The organism is Shewanella sp. 10N.286.52.C2, from assembly GCF_002874545.1.
Taxonomy (GTDB): Bacteria; Pseudomonadota; Gammaproteobacteria; order Enterobacterales; family Shewanellaceae; genus Shewanella.
Map to the genome: position 1 here is coordinate 1 of NZ_MCTV01000014.1, position 18,528 is coordinate 18,528.

Consider the following 18,528-nt stretch of genomic DNA (forward strand, 5'->3'; position numbering starts at 1 on the left):
CCGGGGATGATTACTCTGGGTGATATCAACCATAACTACAACGCACACCAAGTGATGTTGTCGTTTACCTACCAATTGCGCTAAGCCGCATCGTTAATGCTACGAGAGGATATATCAATGGAACGTAGAAGTTTTTTAAAAGCCAGCGCCGCATTAAGCTGCGCAGCAACGGTAACTGGTTGTAAAACCAGTTCAGATGATGCCAATGTGACCCCAACACCGCCACCTGTTGATGAGAAAATAGATTGGTCTTGCTGCACTTGTAACTGTGGCCATAACTGTCCATTAAAAGTTATTACCGTTGACGGTAAAATTACTCGTGTTGAAACCGATGATGTCGGTGGTGATGAGTTTGGTACGCACCAAGTGAGAGCCTGTTTAAAAGGTCGCTCAAGCCGTAAAAAAGTTTACTCTCCAGACCGACTTAACGGTCCGATGAAACGTGTTGGCCCACGTGGTCATACGAGCAGTTTCGTTCCTTGTTCATGGGATGAAGCTTTCAGCACCATCGCTGAAAACCTTCAAAAAGTGTACAACGAAGCGGGCCCTTCAGCGGTATATCCTCATTACGGAACCGGCCGCCTATACGCTAATTATTCTGGCGGTGACTGGCGCTGGGCAGGTCAATGGGGCGCTAAATTATTATGTGAGATGGGCGGCTACTTAAGCCACTACGGTACTTATAGTTCATCACAACAATTAGCTGCTATGTCGCATACTTATGGTGGGAATGCTTCAAGTACTTACACTGAAATGTTCCACAGTGATTTAGTGGTCGCATTTGGTTTTAACCCTGCTGAAACTCGTATGAGTGGCGGTGGCGGTACTTATGATTGGAGTACTTGTACAAAGGGTAAAAAGGTCATCATGATCGACCCTCGCTACTCTGACTCATCTTTGGGAAAAGAAGACAAATGGCTGGCGATTCGTCCAGGTACTGATGCAGCGCTATGTGAAGCTGTTGCCTATGAGATTATTAACCAGGGCAAAGCTGATAAAGCCTTCTTAGACAAATACAGCATCGGTTTTGATAGCGATACCTTACCTGCAACTGCAAAAGCTGGGAGCGATTATAAGTCACATATCCTAGGTTTAGGTGAAGATGGTATTGCGAAAACCCCACTTTGGGCTGAAAAAATTACCGGTATTGCAGCTAGTGATATAAAAGATCTAGCACGAGATTTGATGAATGCATCAACCCCATTTATCTGCCAAGGCTTAGGTCCACAACGCCATGCTATTGGTGAGCAAAGCGTACGTTCAATTGTAATGCTACCTCTACTACTAGGTAAGGTGGGCATTCAAGGTACAAACTCTGGTACCTGGCCTGGTCACGGAAGAAGTTCAATTAGCCTTTCTCCTAAAGGTAATAATCCTTACCCTGGCAGCATTTCGTTCTTCACTTGGAGTGATGCTATTGAGCGTGGTACTGAGTTCACGCCTGAGAAAGATGGCTTAAAAGGCGTTGATAAACTTGATAGTAATATCAAATTCATTTGGAACTATGCAGGCAACGCACTGATAAATCAGCATTCAGATTCATTTGCAACACATGAGCTTTTAGCTAGCAGAGAAACGGATGAGCTATTTATTTTAGTACACGATGTCTTTATGACACCAAGTGCAAAATACGCCGATATCCTGTTACCTGATTTCACTGATTTAGAACATACCGATGTCAGTGCATTTGGTGGGACTAACCAAGAGACGGTTATTCCTATGACTACTTCTGTAGACAGCCCTGTAGATGCTAAAGGCTGCTTTGAAGTGACCTATGAAATAGCGAAACGCTTGGGTAAAGAAGGCGCTGTATTTGAGGGTAAAGATTACAACCAATGGTTAACTGAGCTTTATCAGCGCGATCAAGCTAACAATACCAAACTACCAGATTATAAAGATCTTGTAGAAGGCGGTTTATATAAAATAGCCAACCCTGAATTTAAAAACATCGCATTTAGTGCATTCTTCTCGGATCCAGATGCAAATAAATTAAACACGCCAAGCGGTAAAGTTGAAATTTACTCAGAAACATTAGCTGAAATGTCAACGAGTTGGGATCTACCTGAAGGTGACTCTATTCCAGCTATCCCTATGTATCATAAAACTTGGGAAAGCTACGAAGACACTGAAACACGTGAGCAATACCCGCTACAGCTAATTGGTCATCATACCAAAAGTCGCACTCATTCTAGTTTTCATAATATTAAATGGCTTCAAGAGTCCTATGAAGATGCCGTGTGGATCAACCCTAAAGATGCAGCTGAACGCGGTATCACTGATGGCGCTAAAGTTGAAATTAAAAATAGTCGAGGCAGTGTCATTATTGCCGCTAAAGTCACTCCATTGATCATGCCAGGTGTCACCTCGCTGGCTCAAGGTGCTTGGTTAAATAGCGATAACTTGACTGGCAAAGTCGACATTGGTGGCAACGTTAACTCATTAACCAAATATCACCCAACACCTATTGGTAAATGTAACCCACAACACACTAACTTAGTTGAAATCCGCCTAGCATAACTGACGGTAACGAGAAGATATTATGAATAATTCTACCCAATATGGTTTTCATATAGATACACAAAAATGTAGTGGTTGTAAGACATGTCAAATTAGCTGTAAAGATAAGAATGATATCGATATAGGGCCACTTTTACGCCGCACTTATAAGTATGGCGGCGGTAGCTTCCAAGAAGTCGCTGATGGCGTATACATTAATGACGTATTTGCTTACTACGTTTCTATTAGCTGTAACCATTGTAATACTCCTGTTTGCGTAAAAAGCTGCCCAACAGGTGCGATGCATAAGCGCCGTGAAGATGGTTTAGTCGACATTGCAACAGATCTTTGTATTGGTTGCTCTAGCTGTGCACGTGCTTGTCCATATGATGCACCACAGCTGGATACTCGACGTAAAGTAATGACTAAATGTGACGGCTGTAAAGACAGAATTGCACTTGGTAAAAAACCGTCTTGTGTTGAGTCATGCCCACAACGTGCGTTGGACTTCGACACTATTGACATCCTAGAGCAAAAATATCCAGAGGCTGTAAGAGGTGAAGCAAATCCACTACCAAGTAGTAGCATTACTGACCCTAACTTACTGATCACCGTTAATCGTTATAATGACCGCTCTGACGGTTCGATTCAAAACATAAACGAAGTGTAAGCCTTGTAAGTAATAAAGCATGGGTGGGTATCACCCATGCTTACTTTAAGTGAAAATAACTACAGAGATAGAAATGAACCAAGTCGACTTTGAAAATTCAGCTGCTATCTGTAATGTACTATCTTGTATGCTATTAAATACGCCTACTGAAAATATGTATCAACGCATTAACGATGAAATCATCTTAAACTGGCCTCAGCTGATCACGCCTACAGAAGATATTTGCGATGAAATGAAACGTTCGTTGAACAAACACAGTTTCACTGAATTGCGAAATGATTTTAACCAACTCTTTGTTGGTCCTGGCGTTAAATCGGCTTACCCATGGGGCTCTGTTTACACAGATAAAGATAACCTAGTTTGTGGGCAAAGTTGTGTTGAATTTGAACAGTTTTGCAAACGAAATAAAATCGACGTCACACCACCTCAAAAAGGGCCAAGTGATCATATTGGGTTAATACTTGCGGTACTTGCAAATTTGCTCAGTGAAAATAGATCCGATTTGGCATCTATGCTCATCTGCGATCACTTAAAGCCATGGTTACCTCAATTTATTCGATGTGTCGATACACATTCACAAACTGAGTTCTACCGCGGAGTCGGTCTGTTAATCGGTATCACTCTGAACGATTTACAAATAAAACTCCAAACAGAAAATTCATAAACCAGCGTCATAAATCAGAGTCATAAAACATTGGCTTAAAAAACAGCCAACAGATAGGACTACCATGAGAGCAATTAACCAAATTTGATTGCTCTTAATATTTTAAAAGCAAAGCTCACAGCATGCCATTCTGCGCAAATGTGGCCCAGACATAACCTAAAAGAAATGACTTGTAGCCATTATCAGCTAATGCATACTGTCCAATTTGGATCTGGATGCACAGCCAGTAAGCCCCCCCCTCTTTCATATCACAACTAAAAATGGCTATGTAACGTATAACTTCGTAAAAATGCGTTTGCTGTCGTAAAAATGTTCACCTGCTAAGCTATTTTCATAAACTCATCATTACGCCATTGGCGATCCTCTTAATACCCAGTATATTTACCATTCGTTGATTCATTTATTCAAGGCTAGCAACGTGAAAACCAATCTCATCACCCCTGAAGGGATGACCAAACTCAAAACTGAGCTGAACTATTTATGGCGTGAATATCGTCCTGAGATCACCAAAAAAGTGGCTTGGGCGGCGAGCCTTGGTGACCGCTCCGAAAACGCTGACTACAAAGAGAATAAACGTTTATTACGACAAATTGATGGCCGAGTGCGGTTTTTACGTAAGCGTATCGAAAACTTAAAAGTGGTTGAGTATGCTCCTGAGCAAGAAGGTAAAGTGTTCTTTGGCGCTTGGGTCGAAATTGAAAATGATGCTGGCGACACACTGGCATTTCGTATAGTTGGTCCCGATGAAATTTATGGCGATGCCAAAGGCTATATCTCCATTGATTCACCCATGGCGCGGGCATTATTGAAAAAAGAAATCGATGATGATGCCGTTGTTCCCACCCCCAATGGCCCCCAAGATTGGTATATCAATAAAATATCCTACACCGTTTAGCTAATAGAAAACCTCAAAGCCTCAAACAAAAGTAGAATTTTGCACTGCAAAGCATGCAGTTTAAGGCTGTTTTAGCGACTAACATTTGCCCTATCGATATATTTAACTAGACTTAAAGTTGTATTTATTTAGCTGGCCTTAACGATATATAGTGCTTTAGCGCTTAGTTTTTAATCTTGGTTCAAGCGCTGATAATAGTACTGTCTATAGCCAAATCGCTGAGCTTTCAAGCAAAAGTCCATTCTCCCCCTAATACCTGCATGGAAGCGAGCTTTGAATAAGATGAATAAAAGGATTTTTTATGTACAGTAAAATCTTTTGGGCTGTTGGACTGCTTGTTGTTAGCTTTAAGCTAATGGCGCTGAGCTATGTACCGCAAAATATTGTCGGTAACTGGCTCAATCAGCAAACAGATTACATTGAGCTATTACAAATCAATGAAGACGGCTCCTACCTGCAACTGGGGCTTGACCTACTCCAGCCTGAAAATAGCTTTGCCGAATGGGGCAGTTATACCTTATCTGAAAGCAGCAACTTTGCTGACTTACCGCTGATCATTAGTTTTAACCCTACCTTCAGTAATAATCCTGCAGAAGGCTTGATAACATTGCTCACTGACCGTAGTAAAAGCCATGTCTATATCAATGCCAGTGCCAGTGCCGAGCGCTTACAGCTCAATATGGACTCCCAAAGCGACAGCTCAATTGATGTCATTATTGAATATCATCAGCTGCAGGCTCAAAGTATTGAAGGTTATTGGTACAATCAGGAGTTCGATGATTTATTTGCGGTATTGATGCTCAATAATGGCTTGTATGTGCAATTACAAATCAACTTGGATCATGATGATGAAAATACCGGCATGGAGTGGGGTCAATATCAACACCAAATGGACTCAGGCGAAGTCTACTTTCAAGCTGAATACGATGATAACCAACAAATCGGCTTTAACCGCTTAAATGATATCGCCGCTGCCGCGTTTAATATTAAGCTGCACGATAACCAGCTTATTTTTTTATTGGACAGTAATGATGATGGCGTGATTGACTCCTGTTCAACCTTATTGCGTAAAAACTGATTTAGTTACAATTTCCCTTAATCAATTTAATGCCATTAAAATCACTTTTTTTCATAGACTTAATCCTTGTTATTGATCATATTACCCCTCACAATTAGCAAACAATTCATCCAGCGCTTGTTTGCACTCTTATAAAGTCGCTATATTTAGCTTAATAACTGTATTTAGTGCCGAAATTTAGCCAAAGGATATGTCATGGGCCAAGAAACATCTAAAATTCTCGTTGTCGATGATGACATGCGACTCAGATCATTATTGGAACGTTATCTGCTGGAGCAAGGTTACCAAGTTCGCAGTGCAGCAAATGCCGAGCAAATGGACCGCTTATTAGAGCGAGAAAACTTCCACCTGTTAGTGTTAGATTTAATGCTTCCCGGTGAAGATGGATTATCGATTTGTCGCCGCTTACGCCAACAAGAAAATCCCATTCCTATTATTATGCTGACCGCCAAAGGCGACGAAGTTGACCGTATTATTGGTCTAGAGCTTGGCGCTGATGATTACTTACCTAAGCCGTTTAATCCGCGGGAATTGCTCGCACGTATTAAAGCCGTTATGCGCCGTCAAACGGCTGAAGTACCAGGTGCGCCAGCGCAACAAGAAGAAGTCATTAGCTTTGGTGAGTTTTCCCTTAACCTCGCCACTCGTGAGATGTTTCATGAAGATAAAAGCATTGCCTTAACCAGTGGCGAGTTTGCGGTATTAAAAGTGTTGGTTTCACACCCTAGGGAGCCACTATCGCGGGACAAACTAATGAACCTTGCCCGTGGCCGTGACTACTCTGCACTTGAGCGCTCAATTGACGTACAAGTATCCCGTCTGCGCCGCTTAATTGAAGTCGATGCTGCTAATCCCCGCTATATCCAAACGGTTTGGGGTTTAGGTTATGTGTTCGTGCCTGACGGCACCGCTCGAGGTTAAGCCTTATTAGCCAAGCTCAAGCCATAAAACTGAAATGGTGGCAGCGTTTCCTGCCACGTAATTCATTCAGTCAAACCGTACTATTAATTGGTAGCTTGCTACTGATTAATCAGCTGGTGTCTTACTTATCGGTGACGGTTTATTTCATTAAACCCAGTTACGAACAAATCAATCAACTGATCGCACGGCAAATCAACTTATTATTTATTGATGGCGTAGAGATCAGCCGTGAACACCTCACCATTGTCGATGCCCTAAACGCCAAAGTGCGTGACGATGAGATGAAAGTCTATAACCAACAAGGCGCCATTGAAGCTGGGGTAGACAGTGCGACCTACTATGGATTTTTATCTGCACAAATGTCTGAGTATTTAGGCGGAGAAGCAGAAGTGCGCTTTTCCCAAGGGACTCAGTTAGAAGTGTGGATCCGTCCACCTCAAGCCACCTCGGTGTGGATTAAAGTACCGCTGACTGGCCTAAACGAAAATGATTTATCGCCACTGACCTTATATTTATTGGTTATTGGCGCCTTAAGTGTCGCTGGAGGCTGGTTATTTGCTCGGCGTCTTAATAAACCACTTAAACGCCTACAGCGAGCGGCCTTTACAGTATCAAAAGGGGAATTTCCTGCGCCATTGCCCTTAAGCGGCTCTTCTGAAATCGTTGAAGTGACTCACGCCTTTAATCAAATGTCTCACAGCATGAAGCAGTTGGAGCAAGATCGCGCGCTATTGATGGCGGGGATTTCCCACGATTTACGTACGCCACTGACACGTATTCGCCTAGCATCTGAAATGATGGTGGAAGAAGATCAATATCTAAAAGATGGCATCATCACCGATATTGAAGACATGGACGACATCATTAATCAGTTTATTGCCTATGTGCGCCATGACCAAGAAAGCGCCCGGGAACCCAATGATATCAACCGCCTTATTCGCGAAATCGCCCAACAAGAAATGCATCGACAAGGTGATATCGAGCTGCAATTGCAAGAAGGCCCTATGGTGTCCTTTCAAAGTGTGGCCATTAAACGGGTATTAAGTAATCTTGTTGAAAACGGCTTTCGCTACGGTGGCGGCTGGATAAAAATTAGCTCAATCCATAAAGCCAAATACGTCAGCTTTATTGTTGAAGATAATGGCCCTGGTATTAATGAAACTAAAATTGATGAACTATTCCAGCCATTTACCCAAGGCGATAGCGCTAGAGGCTCTGTGGGTTCAGGGTTAGGGTTAGCGATAGTTAAACGTATTATCGATAGGCATCACGGTAAGATCCTCCTTAAAAACCGCCCAGAAGGCGGGCTGCATGCCCAAGTGTGGCTGCCTATTAGCCGTCATTAATACCCAAAAATAAGCATAAAAAAAAGCGACTCATAGAGTCGCTTTTTTAGTTAAGCCTCAGCCATTATAAATCAGCATGAGGGCCAAATACTTCATAATGCAGTTGTGATTCTGGCACATTAAGCGCTAATAATTGCTGCTTAACGGCTTTCATAAAACCAATAGGACCACAGAAGTAATATTGCCCATTGGGTAACATATGCTCAGCGATTTTTTCGAGTTCTACAGTACCTTCAAAATCAAAATCTTCTGCTGGTAAATCCTGTGCTGCTGGCTCACGATACCAAACATAGCTTTGCAGCTGCTCATTAGCGATTGTCTTTGCCTTAATTACCTCTTTAAAGCCATGTACTGCGCCATTATCACAAGCATGTATCCAAGTGATGTTATTTGCGTATTTTTGAGCAATAAGCTGGTTTAACATGCTCATCATCGGCGTTTGACCCACACCTGCTGAAATCAAAATTACCGGGCTTTCATCTGCTATCAGCGAAAAATCGCCTGCTGGCGCAACCACATCAAGGACATCACCTTGCTGATAATGATCATGGAGCAGATTAGATACTTTACCGCCCGCTTCTCGCTTCACACTGATGCGATAAGTATTGCTGTTAGGCGCATCTGATAACGAATACTGACGAATTTCTTTAAATTCAAGTTCATCATGCTCAAGCGACACACTCAAGTATTGACCAGGAATAAAGTTGATCACTTCCTCACCATCTTCAGGCACTAACAAAAACGAAGTGATCAGCGTTGACTCTGGGGTTTTCGACTTTATGACAAAACGACGAGTCCCTTCCCAGCCGCCTTGAGCTGCTGCAGTTTGTTGGTAAAGCTGAGCTTCGCGGTTGATGAAGATGTCAGCCAGAAAACCATAAGCCTTGCCCCAGGCCGTGAGTACTTCTTCTGTAACCGCTTCACCACCTAGCTCTTCCAGGGTGGCTAACAGGTGACCACCAACAATGGCATATTGCTCAGGTTTAATTAAAAAACCCGTATGCTTATGGGCAATGCGCTCCACTGCTGAGCCTAGCACGGCAAGATTATCGATATTTTTTGCGTATGCGGCAACCGCACTGAATAAGGCAAGCGGTTGTCCGCCAGAATGCTGATGGGTCAAGTTAAATACATCTTTTAACTCGGGATTATGTTCAAACATACGTTGATAAAAATGCGTCGTCAGCGCAGGACCAGCTGACTCTAATAAGGGAATGGTGCTTTTAACAACGTCAATCGTATGTTGATCTAACATAAACAACCTCTAATATGTATTCATAATGCATGTTTTGATAGATATTAAACATGCATTTGATTTAGATCAATGTTTTTCGACTCTTTTATCCTTGAGTGATTAGAAAAATAGCAATTCAGTATAAGCCAAATAAAAAAACCAGCGACATCAGCGCTGGCTTCATTAATTGACGACTCATAGCTACAACTCAGGCATACAAATCAGCCAAGCTGATAGAAGCATTCTTACATGCAGTTTTACAGAGCGCTCAATATCGCTTCTGCAGTACTGACTTCAAAAGACTTTGGCGCTTCCACATTTAAGCTGGTTACCACACCATTATCGACAATCATCGCATAACGCTGGGAGCGAATACCGCCAAAGCCTGCGGTATCCATATCTAAACCTAATGCTTTGGTAAAACTTGCATCGCCATCTGCTAGCATCATGAGTTCACTGGCATTTTGCGCATCCCCCCAGGCTTTCATTACAAAGGCATCATTGACAGATACACAAGCAATGGCATCAACCCCTTTAGCTTTAAGTTGATCAGCAAGCACCACAAAACCCGGTAAATGCGCTTCTGAGCAAGTGGGTGTAAAAGCACCCGGTACAGCAAATAACACCACCTTTTTACCAGAAAATAACGTACTAACATCATGACTTACCATGCCTGTTGCGGTTAATTCGCCTAAGGTGCCTGCCGGTAACGTGTGTCCTTGTTCAATCATGGTAAATCCTTATTTATTGAATAATGTGCTCAACAGCATAGCGCTAAAGCGGCGTTACAAACACTGAGTAACTGTATGGGCTTTAGCTGTTGTTCGCCTTGAGCTTATTGTGAGCTCACTTTAACCGATATCGGTTTTAGTGCTCGATATGCATGTCGACAGCCTTTGCCACAACCCAGCAAACAAAGTTCACATATCAGTGATAATAAAAAACCGAGCACTAAACCTATGGTTATCGCCCGTGTATCGAGCATGATGGTATGGCTAAAGTTGTGCCATACCTCTTGGCGTATATCTTTCATTGGCTCAAATGCCACCTGTTCAAAACCACTAAAAGCCGTTTGATTGAACTGCATAAGTGCCCCATTTAGCAACTGATAACGTTGATAAATGGCTTGAATACTGTCGCCACCTGCACTAAAAACTTGGTCAGGGTTATGCTGATAATGGGCTATGAGCTGTTGAATATCACCAGCAAAAAATCGATCTGCATCTTGCTCAAACTCGGCTAAACTCAATTTTGCTTCTTGGGTATGAGCTTGCAATCGCTGACCATACTGATCAACAAAAGCAGGCACTTGCACGCCAAGTAATACCCCTGAGACAAATAGTATTAAGCGTAAATAATCGAATACAGATTTCATAATAGATCACGGCCTTTAAATGAGTATGACGGCTAAAACACTACAGTAAGCCGTTCGCGCTTCTATGTAGCAAACAGTAAGCTAAAAACTATATCTACCAGATTAGCCACAAATAGAAAGCGCTTTATCATTAAAAGCAGTTAACAGCCGCAAGCTTACCCATGAAGGCACCTGCTCATGAGCTTTATTTAACCCATAGGGTTAATACGTCACTCAAAGCAAACCAACATTACATAATTTTATTGTTTCTATAAATATTGATAATTTTTCATTAAAACCTTGTCTGTATACAATTCGCTCATCAAATTTACACCAGTTAATGAGGAATACACCATGAGCAACCACGATGACAGCAGCAATGCTAAAAATAACGACTTAAACCTAGGCCGCAGAAACATGCTAAAAACAATGGGCGTGGGCGTTGCAGCCGCTGTTGCCGCCACTACTGCCGCATCAGTTATGGCAGCCACAGGCACTGAGCCAACCAAGGTTGCTGGCGCAATGGGTAATGATAAATTCAACACCAACAATCCCTACCCGCGTACTTTTTCTCATATTGGGGTGTCAGTGCCTAATCTAGAAGAAGCGGTTAAGTTTTATAGTGAAGTCCTCGGCTGGTACGTGATCATGGAGCCTACCGAAGTAAAAGAAGATGACAGCGCAATCGGGGTGATGTGTACCGACGTATTTGGTCCCGGCTGGGAGCGCTTCAGAATTGCCCACATGTCTACGGGCGATCGCATTGGCCTTGAACTGTTTGAATTTAAAAATCAGCAACAACCTGAAGATAACTTTGAATATTGGAAAACCGGTATTTTCCACTTTTCGGTTCAAGATCCAAACGTTGAAGAATTAGCAGACAAAATTGTCGCTGCTGGCGGTAAAAAACGCATGAAAGCACCACGTTATTACTTCCCGGGTGAAAAGCCATACCGCATGATTTATATGGAAGATCCATTTGGAAATATCATCGAAATTTATAGCCACAGCTATGAACTACAATATTCTAGCGGTGCTTATAGCTAAATCGAGCTAAAAGCTAAAGCTCGGTAAAGGCTAAATCTAGGTAAAAGAAAAAGGAGGCATTATTATTTGCCTCCTTTTTTGATTGTTAGCTAAACGGCTAAAGCTTAGCCTCGACGCTTATCTTAGGCACTTATCTTGAGCGTTTAGCCATTTACTAAAAGATCCATTGGTAAGCAAAACCTGCCAACATCGCCATAGATAAAATTACCACTAAAAATGCGGCTATCATCTGATTTTTAAATATCGATTTCAGTAGAATAACCTCAGTTAAACTCGCCCCTGCGCTGCCGATAATTAACGCCATAACAGCACCTAAACCCATCCCTTTGGCTGCCAATGCGGCGCTTAATGGGATTACCGCTTCAGCGCGAATATACAGTGGAATGCCAACCACTGCCGCTATTGGAATCGCAAACCAGTTATCTTCGCTAGCCACACTAGCCACAAACTCCGTAGGCATAAATCCGTATATTATCGAGCCAATCGCAATACCACCGATTAAGTAAGGCAACACCGTTTTAAAGTCAGCCCAAGTGCTGTTCCAAATTTTGCGCCATTTGCTGACGGCTGGCGCTTTAGCGCCGCAACTGCTGCCACAACCTGTTGATTCAGGCGCAATATACGCTTCAGGTTTGACATACTTTTCAAAGCCCAGCTTTTCAAGCGTAATGCCCGCAATCACAGATACGCCCATAGCGATGACGAAGTAAAACAAGGTCACTTTAAGGCCGAAAGTCACCGCAAATAAACCAATAATAATCGGGTTTAACAGCGGGCTAGCAAATAGGAACACCATCATGGTGCCAAAACCTGCCTTGGCGCGTAATAACCCTTTTAAAAAAGGAATCGTTGAACAAGAACAAAATGGGGTTATTGCCCCAAGTAAACCTGCAATGAAGTAACCTCGACCATTTTTACCACTCAAAATACGTTGAATTTTTTCCGGTGGAATATAGTGCTGCAATACCCCCACAAAATAGCTAATCGCTAAGAATAAAATCGTTAGCTCAACTGCTAAGAACGCAAACATGTTGAGTGTTTCTTTGAGCATGTCCATATTGATGAAATTTAAATCAACCATATTACTACCTAAAACTGTATTTCTAGAATAGTCGAAATATAATACGTTGAACTGGATAGAACAAGATATTTCTAGTATTATCGAAATATAATTTACAAGAGGTATGGTTATGGAAATTGAAACTATCGCTAAAGCATTGAAAGAATTAGGCCATCCAACACGGCTTACCATTTATAATAAAGTGGTTCGCGCGGGTTATCAGGGCATTGCTGTCGGTGGGTTACAAGAAGCTTTAGCGATTCCAGGCTCGACGCTCTCTCATCACATATCTAGTTTAGCCTCTGCTGGCTTGATTTCGCAACGACGTGAAGGCCGTACTTTATTCTGCGTGGCAGAGTTTGAGCAGCTCGAATCTGTGATTGGTTTTTTACAAAATGAATGCTGTGCAGATGAAAAACTTCAAACTAAGTAGTCCACAACAGTTACACAAGCTAGCCAGTATTATATTTAGTAAACAGACATATGCTCCACCAGCAAGTCGATAAAGCTGCGAACTTTTGGGGATAAATGCTTACGGCTGGGATAAACCGCATATATGTCGATTTGAGGTTGAATGTAATCTTCAAACAGTATGCTGAGCTGCTCTTTTTCAAGCGCTGCTGTTAAGTAAAATGAGGGTAAGCGGCAAATACCGTGATGATCGAGCACCATCGCCAGTTCCATATCGGCATTATTACAACCAATCACTTGCGCCACAGTTACCGTTTCTGAGCGACCATCAGCATGTTCAAACAGCCAGCGATCTGGCTGCTTTAAATTGCTATAGCAAATACATTGGTGCTCAGTTAACTCGCTGGGTACTTGCGGGGTTCCGTGTGTGGCAAGGTATTGCGGCGTTGCCACAACATGCGCATGAAATTGACCAATACGTTTACAGATTAAACTCGAATCAGTTAATTGTCCGGTGGCTCGAATCGCTAAATCATAGCCCTCTTGCACTAAGTCCACATGGCGATCGCTAAAATCAATGTCTAGCTTTACCTCGGGATACATGCGCATATACAAAGACAAAATGGGTTGTAAATATTGCAAGCCAAAGGTCACTGGGCAGCTAATCTTTAGAGTGCCGTTGGGGGTCATTAAGCTGCTATCGATCATATTGATTGCCGCTTGGGCATCGGCGACCATTTGCTGACATTGCTGATAAAACAGCTTGCCCTCGGCGGTTAAACTCAGCGAACGCGTGCTGCGATGCAATAATCGAGTATTAAGCCGCTGCTCTAACTTTGTGACAGTTTTACTGACATAAGAAGTGGAATGGCCGGTTTTTTCTGCCGCTAACGAGAAGCTCCCAAGCTCGATCACTTGGGTAAAAATCACCACACCATCAAATAGCTTTGTACCTTGATCCATCACGCTCGCCATTGTTACTGTATTTGTGCCACTATAACGGCGTCATTCATTCCAATAAAGATTAAAATAGCTTAAAAAACCACTATTACGAGTCATTTGGAAACAATAAATATCCAACAACTAACTTAATCAATCCGCAAAAAAGCCGTACAGTAGCTGCATAAGTTAATAGCAAACACACTTTAGTCATCCATCGCTTTGGTTTTAGGTGTTTAAAATATCAGCGATTTAAATAAGGCAATAACATGAAAATATTAGCATTTGCAGCAAGCAGCAGTCGTCATTCAATCAACAAAACATTGGCAAATTATGCCGCTAACTTAGCCGCTAACTTAGTCGATGGCGCGGAAGTAGAATTGTTAGATATTAACGATTATGAAATAGCATTATTTAGCGAAGATAGAGAAAAAGAGTTAGGCAAGCCTGCATTGGCACAAGCCTTTTTTGATAAAATCACCCAGGCAGATGCTTTAGTGATTTCATTTGCAGAGCATAATGGCTCTTACACTGCAGCCTACAAAAACCTGTTTGACTGGACATCACGTATTGATCAAAAACTATTTCAATACAAACCAACGCTATTATTAGCCACTTCACCAGGCCCTGGCGGCGCTAACACGGTATTAACCGCCGCAACCACATCAGCGCCCTACTTTGCCGCTGATGTAAAAGGCACTTTGTCGGTACCCAGCTTTTATCAAAATTTTGATGTAGAAACAGGTACATTAACGAACCCAGAACTTGCCGAAAAACTCACTCAAGCCGTCAGCCAGCTCGCGAGTTAACTCTAATTCAAGATACTCGATAGCGCTGTATTATTGCCGCAGCGTTATCTTGCTGATTTTTCTCATTGCTTTGAGTATCTAATTCAATTTCAGAATCAAGCACCCCACCATTGGCGATGATCATTTTTGCCGAGGCAAGATTGTGCTTATAACAATGAATATGCAGCTCATTGATGCCTTTACCCTTTGCCAATGCGATAGTTTGCGCCAGCAATTCAACCCCTAAGCCTTTACCTCGAAAACACGGTCGAATACCGAGTCCAATATGGCCGCCACAATAACGAATATTATCATTGAGAGTTAAGCGTAAATTGGCGACACCTAAGAGCTCATCACCTTCCACTAACCAATAAGTTTCACTGGCCACATAACCTGCAGGTAAATTCTGCCCGCGGGCAAAGTCACTGATTTTTTTCGAGCATTGCGCCAAAATCACTGTGGTCAAAATCAAGCGGAAACGGGTAGCGCTCTTCATCCCCTAGCTCGGTAATATAATCAATATAGCTTTGCTGGTAGTAGCCACTTGGCTTTACGAGTTGCAACAGGCTTCTCCTTGGATGATCTGACTGACACCAACAGCGCCTTATGGCTCTGTTGGTGTCGCCTTACTCGATTTTACTTACGACCCAGAATACGCAAAATTCTAAGGAACAAGTTAATGATATCCATATACAGGGCTGCAGCACTATCAATAGCATTATCTACTGTTTTCGGAATTTGATTGGCACGGCCCCAGTCATAGCCTATGTAGCCACAAAAAATCAGCACCACAATCCAATCTAATATGCCGTGATGAATACCAAACACGTATATTTCAATCAGCTCAACGACAATCACTAACAATAAAGCAATGGTTAGCGCACCAGCGATTTTGCTAAAAAACGCCGGAAATAACGTTCCTAGACACATCATGCCGATAGTCACTAGCCCTGTAATCCGAATGGCTTCTGATACTAATGCGGCATCATATTGGCTCACCACTAAATTAATAATGAAGCCAAATGGCACCACCACAAAGTTGTAGCCAGCAAAACTAACAATGGGTTTATCAGATGAGGAAAATAGATAAACACCCAAAAAGCATGACGCAAAATACCCGATAAAAAACACCCACGAATTAATATCTGCAATTGCTTGCGGTGAAATATTTGTCACCATCCACCAATTAACGCCAAAGCCCCAGCAGAGTGTTAAGCCAATAACAAGATTATAAAAAGTGGGACTGATCAGGGTGTCGTCTGTATTGCGACGGTCAAAAACATTACTTTCCACAACAATATCCTTTCGTTGTTAATAGACGTTATTGAGCCATTAATGGCTCAATAACTGACAGCAGATTTACTTAATTAATCGCAAAGTATATGGCACGCGAAAGTTATCACCTTTTGATGTGGCAATCGCGCCCATAATGCAAAAGACCAAATGACAAACGCCCAATACCAAGGTAAATAACACCCCAATTAAAATGAAAGTAAGAATGAACGAAATGAAATAACCAATGGTGGCAGTAATTGACCAGTTCAGCGCCTCTTTAGACTGCTCTCTAAGGTATGCATCATCTTCTTTGACTAGATACAACACCAACGAGGGGATAAACCCAAAAAAGATGGTACCAATCCAGCACAACAGCGCCATATTTTTACTATCTTGTGAAATTTCATTTATCACTACGTCGGTATTTTCGCTCATTATTCATTCCTTTATAGACACCCAATGAACCCACTAAAACTGGGTGCAAGACTTTAGCGGTATTTAGTATTTAGTTCGTAGCAAATAGAAAAAGTAATAAACACTATCCAGCAGATCTGAAAGGATATGATTGATATCCATATCAGGGCTTAAAATAGTTGTCCTTTACTATCTATATTGATACTTAATGCCCAATAACAGCTTGATTAAAGCATCACAGTGGCACTCAAGGTTTAAAATATAACCACGATTGATATTAGCAAGTCAAATTAACCTTTTAAAACAGAACGATATAAACCATATTATCGCTTTATGAGTTAATAATTTCAGCCTAGGTCATCGATACTGGGTAATTGATACTGGGCATTTAATACTACTGGGCATTTAATACTACTGGGCATTGGATAACAGCATCATAGTTTGGCTTTTTACTATAAAAAGCTGGCGAAAAAGATAAATATATTTCATTGATGCAAAAGGGAATACCGCCTAAAACGCTTGCTTTGCTCCTCCGCACAAAATAAACAAGATGTGATGTTAAAGTCTGCATAATTCAATTAATGTATCATCACTTATACCAAGTTATTTACCCCACTAAAAATAAAAAAGGTAAACAATAACAACGTGACCAATAATCAAATCAATAATAATAAAATCCACAATAATAACGTCGCAAAATCAGCGGCTTTAATGGGCACGCCAACAGCACAACTATCCGCATTACGGCTCATTTATTGGCTATTAAAAATAGGCTTGATCTTATTTGCGACTCAGTTATTTGGCTTAACCGCCCCACCAATGGAACTCAACTTTATTCTTGCTGTTGAAGCTGTCTATGTCGCTATTGGCTTTCGCGTTCGTTACGCCATTAACCAAAACCAATTATTGTTTGCCACCTTATTGCTAGATACCCTATTTTGGATTATATGGCTGTATTGTACTGGTGGCTCAGCTAATGCCTTTATTTCATTGCTTTTATTGCCTATCGCCATCGCTGCTGTCATGTTGCCACAATGGGCCCCTTGGTGTTTGGCGCTTATTTCTACCGCCGCCTACAGTGCGATGATTTTTACTCAACCCGATCACAGCATGCACCATGGTATGGACATGAGTTCCCACTACTTAGGCATGTGGTTTAACTTTGTTATTTCAGCATTAGTACTCACCACCACGGTGGCGTTTATTGCTAAAAAAATTCGCCAAAAAAACGCCCAATTACATTACTTGCGCGAAGCGCAAATGCGCCAAGAAAAGCTATTGGCGCTGGGCACAGTATCAGCACAAATGGCTCACCAATTGGCTACGCCACTGGCCACTTTAAGGCTATTATTAGAAGAGCTTGGCGAAGATAATCAAGCGGGTCACTTACAGCTTGAAATGAATAAGGCGCTGAATCGCTGCGAGAAAAGCCTAACAGATTTAAGGCAGGCCACCGAGTCTATTCGATCGGAAAAAATGCACTCGCAAACCGTGAATAATTTAACCAGTAGCCTGCAAGAGCAAGTTAATTTACTCATGCCTGAAATTCAGCTGTCTTTAACCCTGGCTGACAACGCTGACCGAGTAGAAATTCTCACCGATATGAGTCTATTACCGGCATTATTGGCATTAATTGAAAATGCCGCCAGAGCCAGTCAGGAAAATATTCAAACCCAAAAAGTAGCGATAAAAATCACCTTAGATAAACAAGTTGGGCTAAGCATTGGCATTTACGATTTTGGTGAAGGTATGTCTGAAAGTTTGCTGGAAAAACTTGGCCATAAAATGATTGAAAGCCCCAAAGGCTTAGGGATTGCAGTGTTATTAAGCCATGCCAGTTTTGAGCGCTTAGGCGGCAAACTAACCCTACAACCCAACCCAGAGCAAGGCATGATTGCCACTGTAACCTTACCCATAGAAAAATAGGCTTATTAGG

19 protein-coding genes are annotated in these 18,528 nt (G+C 42.0%); 11 read left to right on the plus strand and 8 right to left on the minus strand.

Annotation, left to right across the window (positions count from 1 at the left end; all coding sequences use genetic code 11):
• Positions 1-117: 117 nt before the first annotated feature.
• The 7 genes from BCU94_RS06665 to envZ all read left to right on the plus strand — a co-directional run bounded on the left by BCU94_RS06665 (position 118) and on the right by envZ (position 8,070).
• Entirely contained in the window at positions 118-2,517 is a 2,400-nt protein-coding gene (locus BCU94_RS06665) for a DMSO/selenate family reductase complex A subunit (protein WP_102475945.1), read from the plus strand.
• Positions 2,518-2,539: 22 nt separating this feature from the next.
• Positions 2,540-3,166: a DMSO/selenate family reductase complex B subunit gene (locus BCU94_RS06670; protein WP_102475946.1), complete on the plus strand. Its 627-nt coding sequence runs from the start codon at positions 2,540-2,542 to the stop codon at positions 3,164-3,166.
• 73 nt (positions 3,167-3,239) lie between these two features.
• Positions 3,240-3,830 (plus strand): molecular chaperone TorD family protein, encoded by a 591-nt coding sequence (locus BCU94_RS06675; RefSeq protein ID WP_102475947.1) that lies wholly within the window; start codon positions 3,240-3,242, stop codon positions 3,828-3,830.
• Positions 3,831-4,248: 418 nt separating this feature from the next.
• The gene (gene greB, locus BCU94_RS06680; protein WP_102475948.1) at positions 4,249-4,725 is read left to right on the plus strand and encodes a transcription elongation factor GreB; all 477 of its coding nucleotides are present in this window, start codon (positions 4,249-4,251) and stop codon (positions 4,723-4,725) included.
• A 301-nt stretch (positions 4,726-5,026) separates the two neighbouring features.
• A complete protein-coding gene (locus BCU94_RS06685) occupies positions 5,027-5,803 on the plus strand; it encodes a hypothetical protein (protein ID WP_102439413.1) in 777 nt (258 codons plus the stop codon).
• A 195-nt stretch (positions 5,804-5,998) separates the two neighbouring features.
• Positions 5,999-6,724 (plus strand): two-component system response regulator OmpR, encoded by a 726-nt coding sequence (gene ompR, locus BCU94_RS06690; protein WP_102475949.1) that lies wholly within the window; start codon positions 5,999-6,001, stop codon positions 6,722-6,724.
• A 23-nt stretch (positions 6,725-6,747) separates the two neighbouring features.
• Positions 6,748-8,070: a two-component system sensor histidine kinase EnvZ gene (gene envZ / locus BCU94_RS06695; protein WP_102439411.1), complete on the plus strand. Its 1,323-nt coding sequence runs from the start codon at positions 6,748-6,750 to the stop codon at positions 8,068-8,070.
• Positions 8,071-8,134: 64 nt separating this feature from the next.
• On the opposite strand, the gene hmpA is transcribed toward envZ, so the two are convergent.
• The 3 genes from hmpA to BCU94_RS06710 all read right to left on the minus strand — a co-directional run bounded on the left by hmpA (position 8,135) and on the right by BCU94_RS06710 (position 10,679).
• Positions 8,135-9,325 (minus strand): NO-inducible flavohemoprotein, encoded by a 1,191-nt coding sequence (gene hmpA, locus BCU94_RS06700; protein WP_102475950.1) that lies wholly within the window; start codon positions 9,323-9,325, stop codon positions 8,135-8,137.
• Positions 9,326-9,561: 236 nt separating this feature from the next.
• Positions 9,562-10,035, minus strand: a complete 474-nt coding sequence (locus tag BCU94_RS06705) for a peroxiredoxin (protein WP_102439409.1) — start codon at positions 10,033-10,035, stop codon at positions 9,562-9,564.
• Between the two features lie 104 nt (positions 10,036-10,139).
• The gene (locus tag BCU94_RS06710; protein ID WP_102439408.1) at positions 10,140-10,679 is read right to left on the minus strand and encodes a DUF2937 family protein; all 540 of its coding nucleotides are present in this window, start codon (positions 10,677-10,679) and stop codon (positions 10,140-10,142) included.
• 501 nt (positions 10,680-11,180) lie between these two features.
• On the opposite strand from BCU94_RS06710, the gene BCU94_RS06715 reads away from it, so the two are divergent.
• Entirely contained in the window at positions 11,181-11,705 is a 525-nt protein-coding gene (locus BCU94_RS06715) for a lactoylglutathione lyase family protein (protein ID WP_102476007.1), read from the plus strand.
• Positions 11,706-11,859: 154 nt separating this feature from the next.
• Here the strand turns inward: BCU94_RS06715 and BCU94_RS06720 are convergent, their stop codons facing one another.
• The gene (locus BCU94_RS06720; protein WP_198590859.1) at positions 11,860-12,786 is read right to left on the minus strand and encodes a permease; all 927 of its coding nucleotides are present in this window, start codon (positions 12,784-12,786) and stop codon (positions 11,860-11,862) included.
• A gap of 109 nt (positions 12,787-12,895) precedes the next feature.
• Between BCU94_RS06720 and BCU94_RS06725 the strand changes: the two genes are divergently transcribed.
• Entirely contained in the window at positions 12,896-13,198 is a 303-nt protein-coding gene (locus BCU94_RS06725; RefSeq protein ID WP_102475951.1) for a metalloregulator ArsR/SmtB family transcription factor, read from the plus strand.
• A 35-nt stretch (positions 13,199-13,233) separates the two neighbouring features.
• Here BCU94_RS06725 and BCU94_RS06730 read toward each other — a convergent pair whose 3' ends face one another.
• Entirely contained in the window at positions 13,234-14,139 is a 906-nt protein-coding gene (locus tag BCU94_RS06730) for a LysR family transcriptional regulator (RefSeq protein ID WP_102475952.1), read from the minus strand.
• 245 nt (positions 14,140-14,384) lie between these two features.
• On the opposite strand from BCU94_RS06730, the gene BCU94_RS06735 reads away from it, so the two are divergent.
• A complete protein-coding gene (locus BCU94_RS06735) occupies positions 14,385-14,924 on the plus strand; it encodes an NAD(P)H-dependent oxidoreductase (RefSeq protein ID WP_102475953.1) in 540 nt (179 codons plus the stop codon).
• Positions 14,925-14,931: 7 nt separating this feature from the next.
• Here the strand turns inward: BCU94_RS06735 and BCU94_RS06740 are convergent, their stop codons facing one another.
• The 3 genes from BCU94_RS06740 to BCU94_RS06750 form a co-directional block, all read right to left on the minus strand.
• Complete coding sequence (locus BCU94_RS06740; RefSeq protein ID WP_198590860.1) at positions 14,932-15,399, minus strand: GNAT family N-acetyltransferase; 468 nt, start codon at positions 15,397-15,399, stop codon at positions 14,932-14,934.
• Between the two features lie 140 nt (positions 15,400-15,539).
• The gene (locus tag BCU94_RS06745) at positions 15,540-16,202 is read right to left on the minus strand and encodes a Bax inhibitor-1 family protein (RefSeq protein ID WP_102439403.1); all 663 of its coding nucleotides are present in this window, start codon (positions 16,200-16,202) and stop codon (positions 15,540-15,542) included.
• Between the two features lie 60 nt (positions 16,203-16,262).
• Positions 16,263-16,613: a DUF4870 domain-containing protein gene (locus tag BCU94_RS06750; protein ID WP_102439402.1), complete on the minus strand. Its 351-nt coding sequence runs from the start codon at positions 16,611-16,613 to the stop codon at positions 16,263-16,265.
• Positions 16,614-17,237: 624 nt separating this feature from the next.
• On the opposite strand from BCU94_RS06750, the gene BCU94_RS06755 reads away from it, so the two are divergent.
• On the plus strand, positions 17,238-18,518 hold the full coding sequence (locus tag BCU94_RS06755) for an ATP-binding protein (protein ID WP_347230803.1): 1,281 nt from the start codon (positions 17,238-17,240) through the stop codon (positions 18,516-18,518).
• Positions 18,519-18,528: the final 10 nt, after the last annotated feature.

What these genes read in the sequence shown, in the direction of transcription:
- BCU94_RS06705 (WP_102439409.1), bottom strand. Translation starts at nt 10,035, where the DNA reads ATGATTGAACAAGGACACACGTTACCGGCAGGCACCTTAGGCGAATTA.
- BCU94_RS06685 (WP_102439413.1), top strand. Translation starts at nt 5,027, where the DNA reads ATGTACAGTAAAATCTTTTGGGCTGTTGGACTGCTTGTTGTTAGCTTT.
- BCU94_RS06665 (WP_102475945.1), top strand. Translation starts at nt 118, where the DNA reads ATGGAACGTAGAAGTTTTTTAAAAGCCAGCGCCGCATTAAGCTGCGCA.
- ompR (WP_102475949.1), top strand. Translation starts at nt 5,999, where the DNA reads ATGGGCCAAGAAACATCTAAAATTCTCGTTGTCGATGATGACATGCGA.
- BCU94_RS06750 (WP_102439402.1), bottom strand. Translation starts at nt 16,613, where the DNA reads ATGAGCGAAAATACCGACGTAGTGATAAATGAAATTTCACAAGATAGT.
- BCU94_RS06720 (WP_198590859.1), bottom strand. Translation starts at nt 12,786, where the DNA reads ATGGTTGATTTAAATTTCATCAATATGGACATGCTCAAAGAAACACTC.
- BCU94_RS06710 (WP_102439408.1), bottom strand. Translation starts at nt 10,679, where the DNA reads ATGAAATCTGTATTCGATTATTTACGCTTAATACTATTTGTCTCAGGG.
- BCU94_RS06725 (WP_102475951.1), top strand. Translation starts at nt 12,896, where the DNA reads ATGGAAATTGAAACTATCGCTAAAGCATTGAAAGAATTAGGCCATCCA.
- BCU94_RS06675 (WP_102475947.1), top strand. Translation starts at nt 3,240, where the DNA reads ATGAACCAAGTCGACTTTGAAAATTCAGCTGCTATCTGTAATGTACTA.
- BCU94_RS06740 (WP_198590860.1), bottom strand. Translation starts at nt 15,399, where the DNA reads ATGAAGAGCGCTACCCGTTTCCGCTTGATTTTGACCACAGTGATTTTG.
- BCU94_RS06730 (WP_102475952.1), bottom strand. Translation starts at nt 14,139, where the DNA reads ATGGATCAAGGTACAAAGCTATTTGATGGTGTGGTGATTTTTACCCAA.
- BCU94_RS06715 (WP_102476007.1), top strand. Translation starts at nt 11,181, where the DNA reads ATGGGTAATGATAAATTCAACACCAACAATCCCTACCCGCGTACTTTT.
- hmpA (WP_102475950.1), bottom strand. Translation starts at nt 9,325, where the DNA reads ATGTTAGATCAACATACGATTGACGTTGTTAAAAGCACCATTCCCTTA.
- BCU94_RS06735 (WP_102475953.1), top strand. Translation starts at nt 14,385, where the DNA reads ATGAAAATATTAGCATTTGCAGCAAGCAGCAGTCGTCATTCAATCAAC.
- BCU94_RS06670 (WP_102475946.1), top strand. Translation starts at nt 2,540, where the DNA reads ATGAATAATTCTACCCAATATGGTTTTCATATAGATACACAAAAATGT.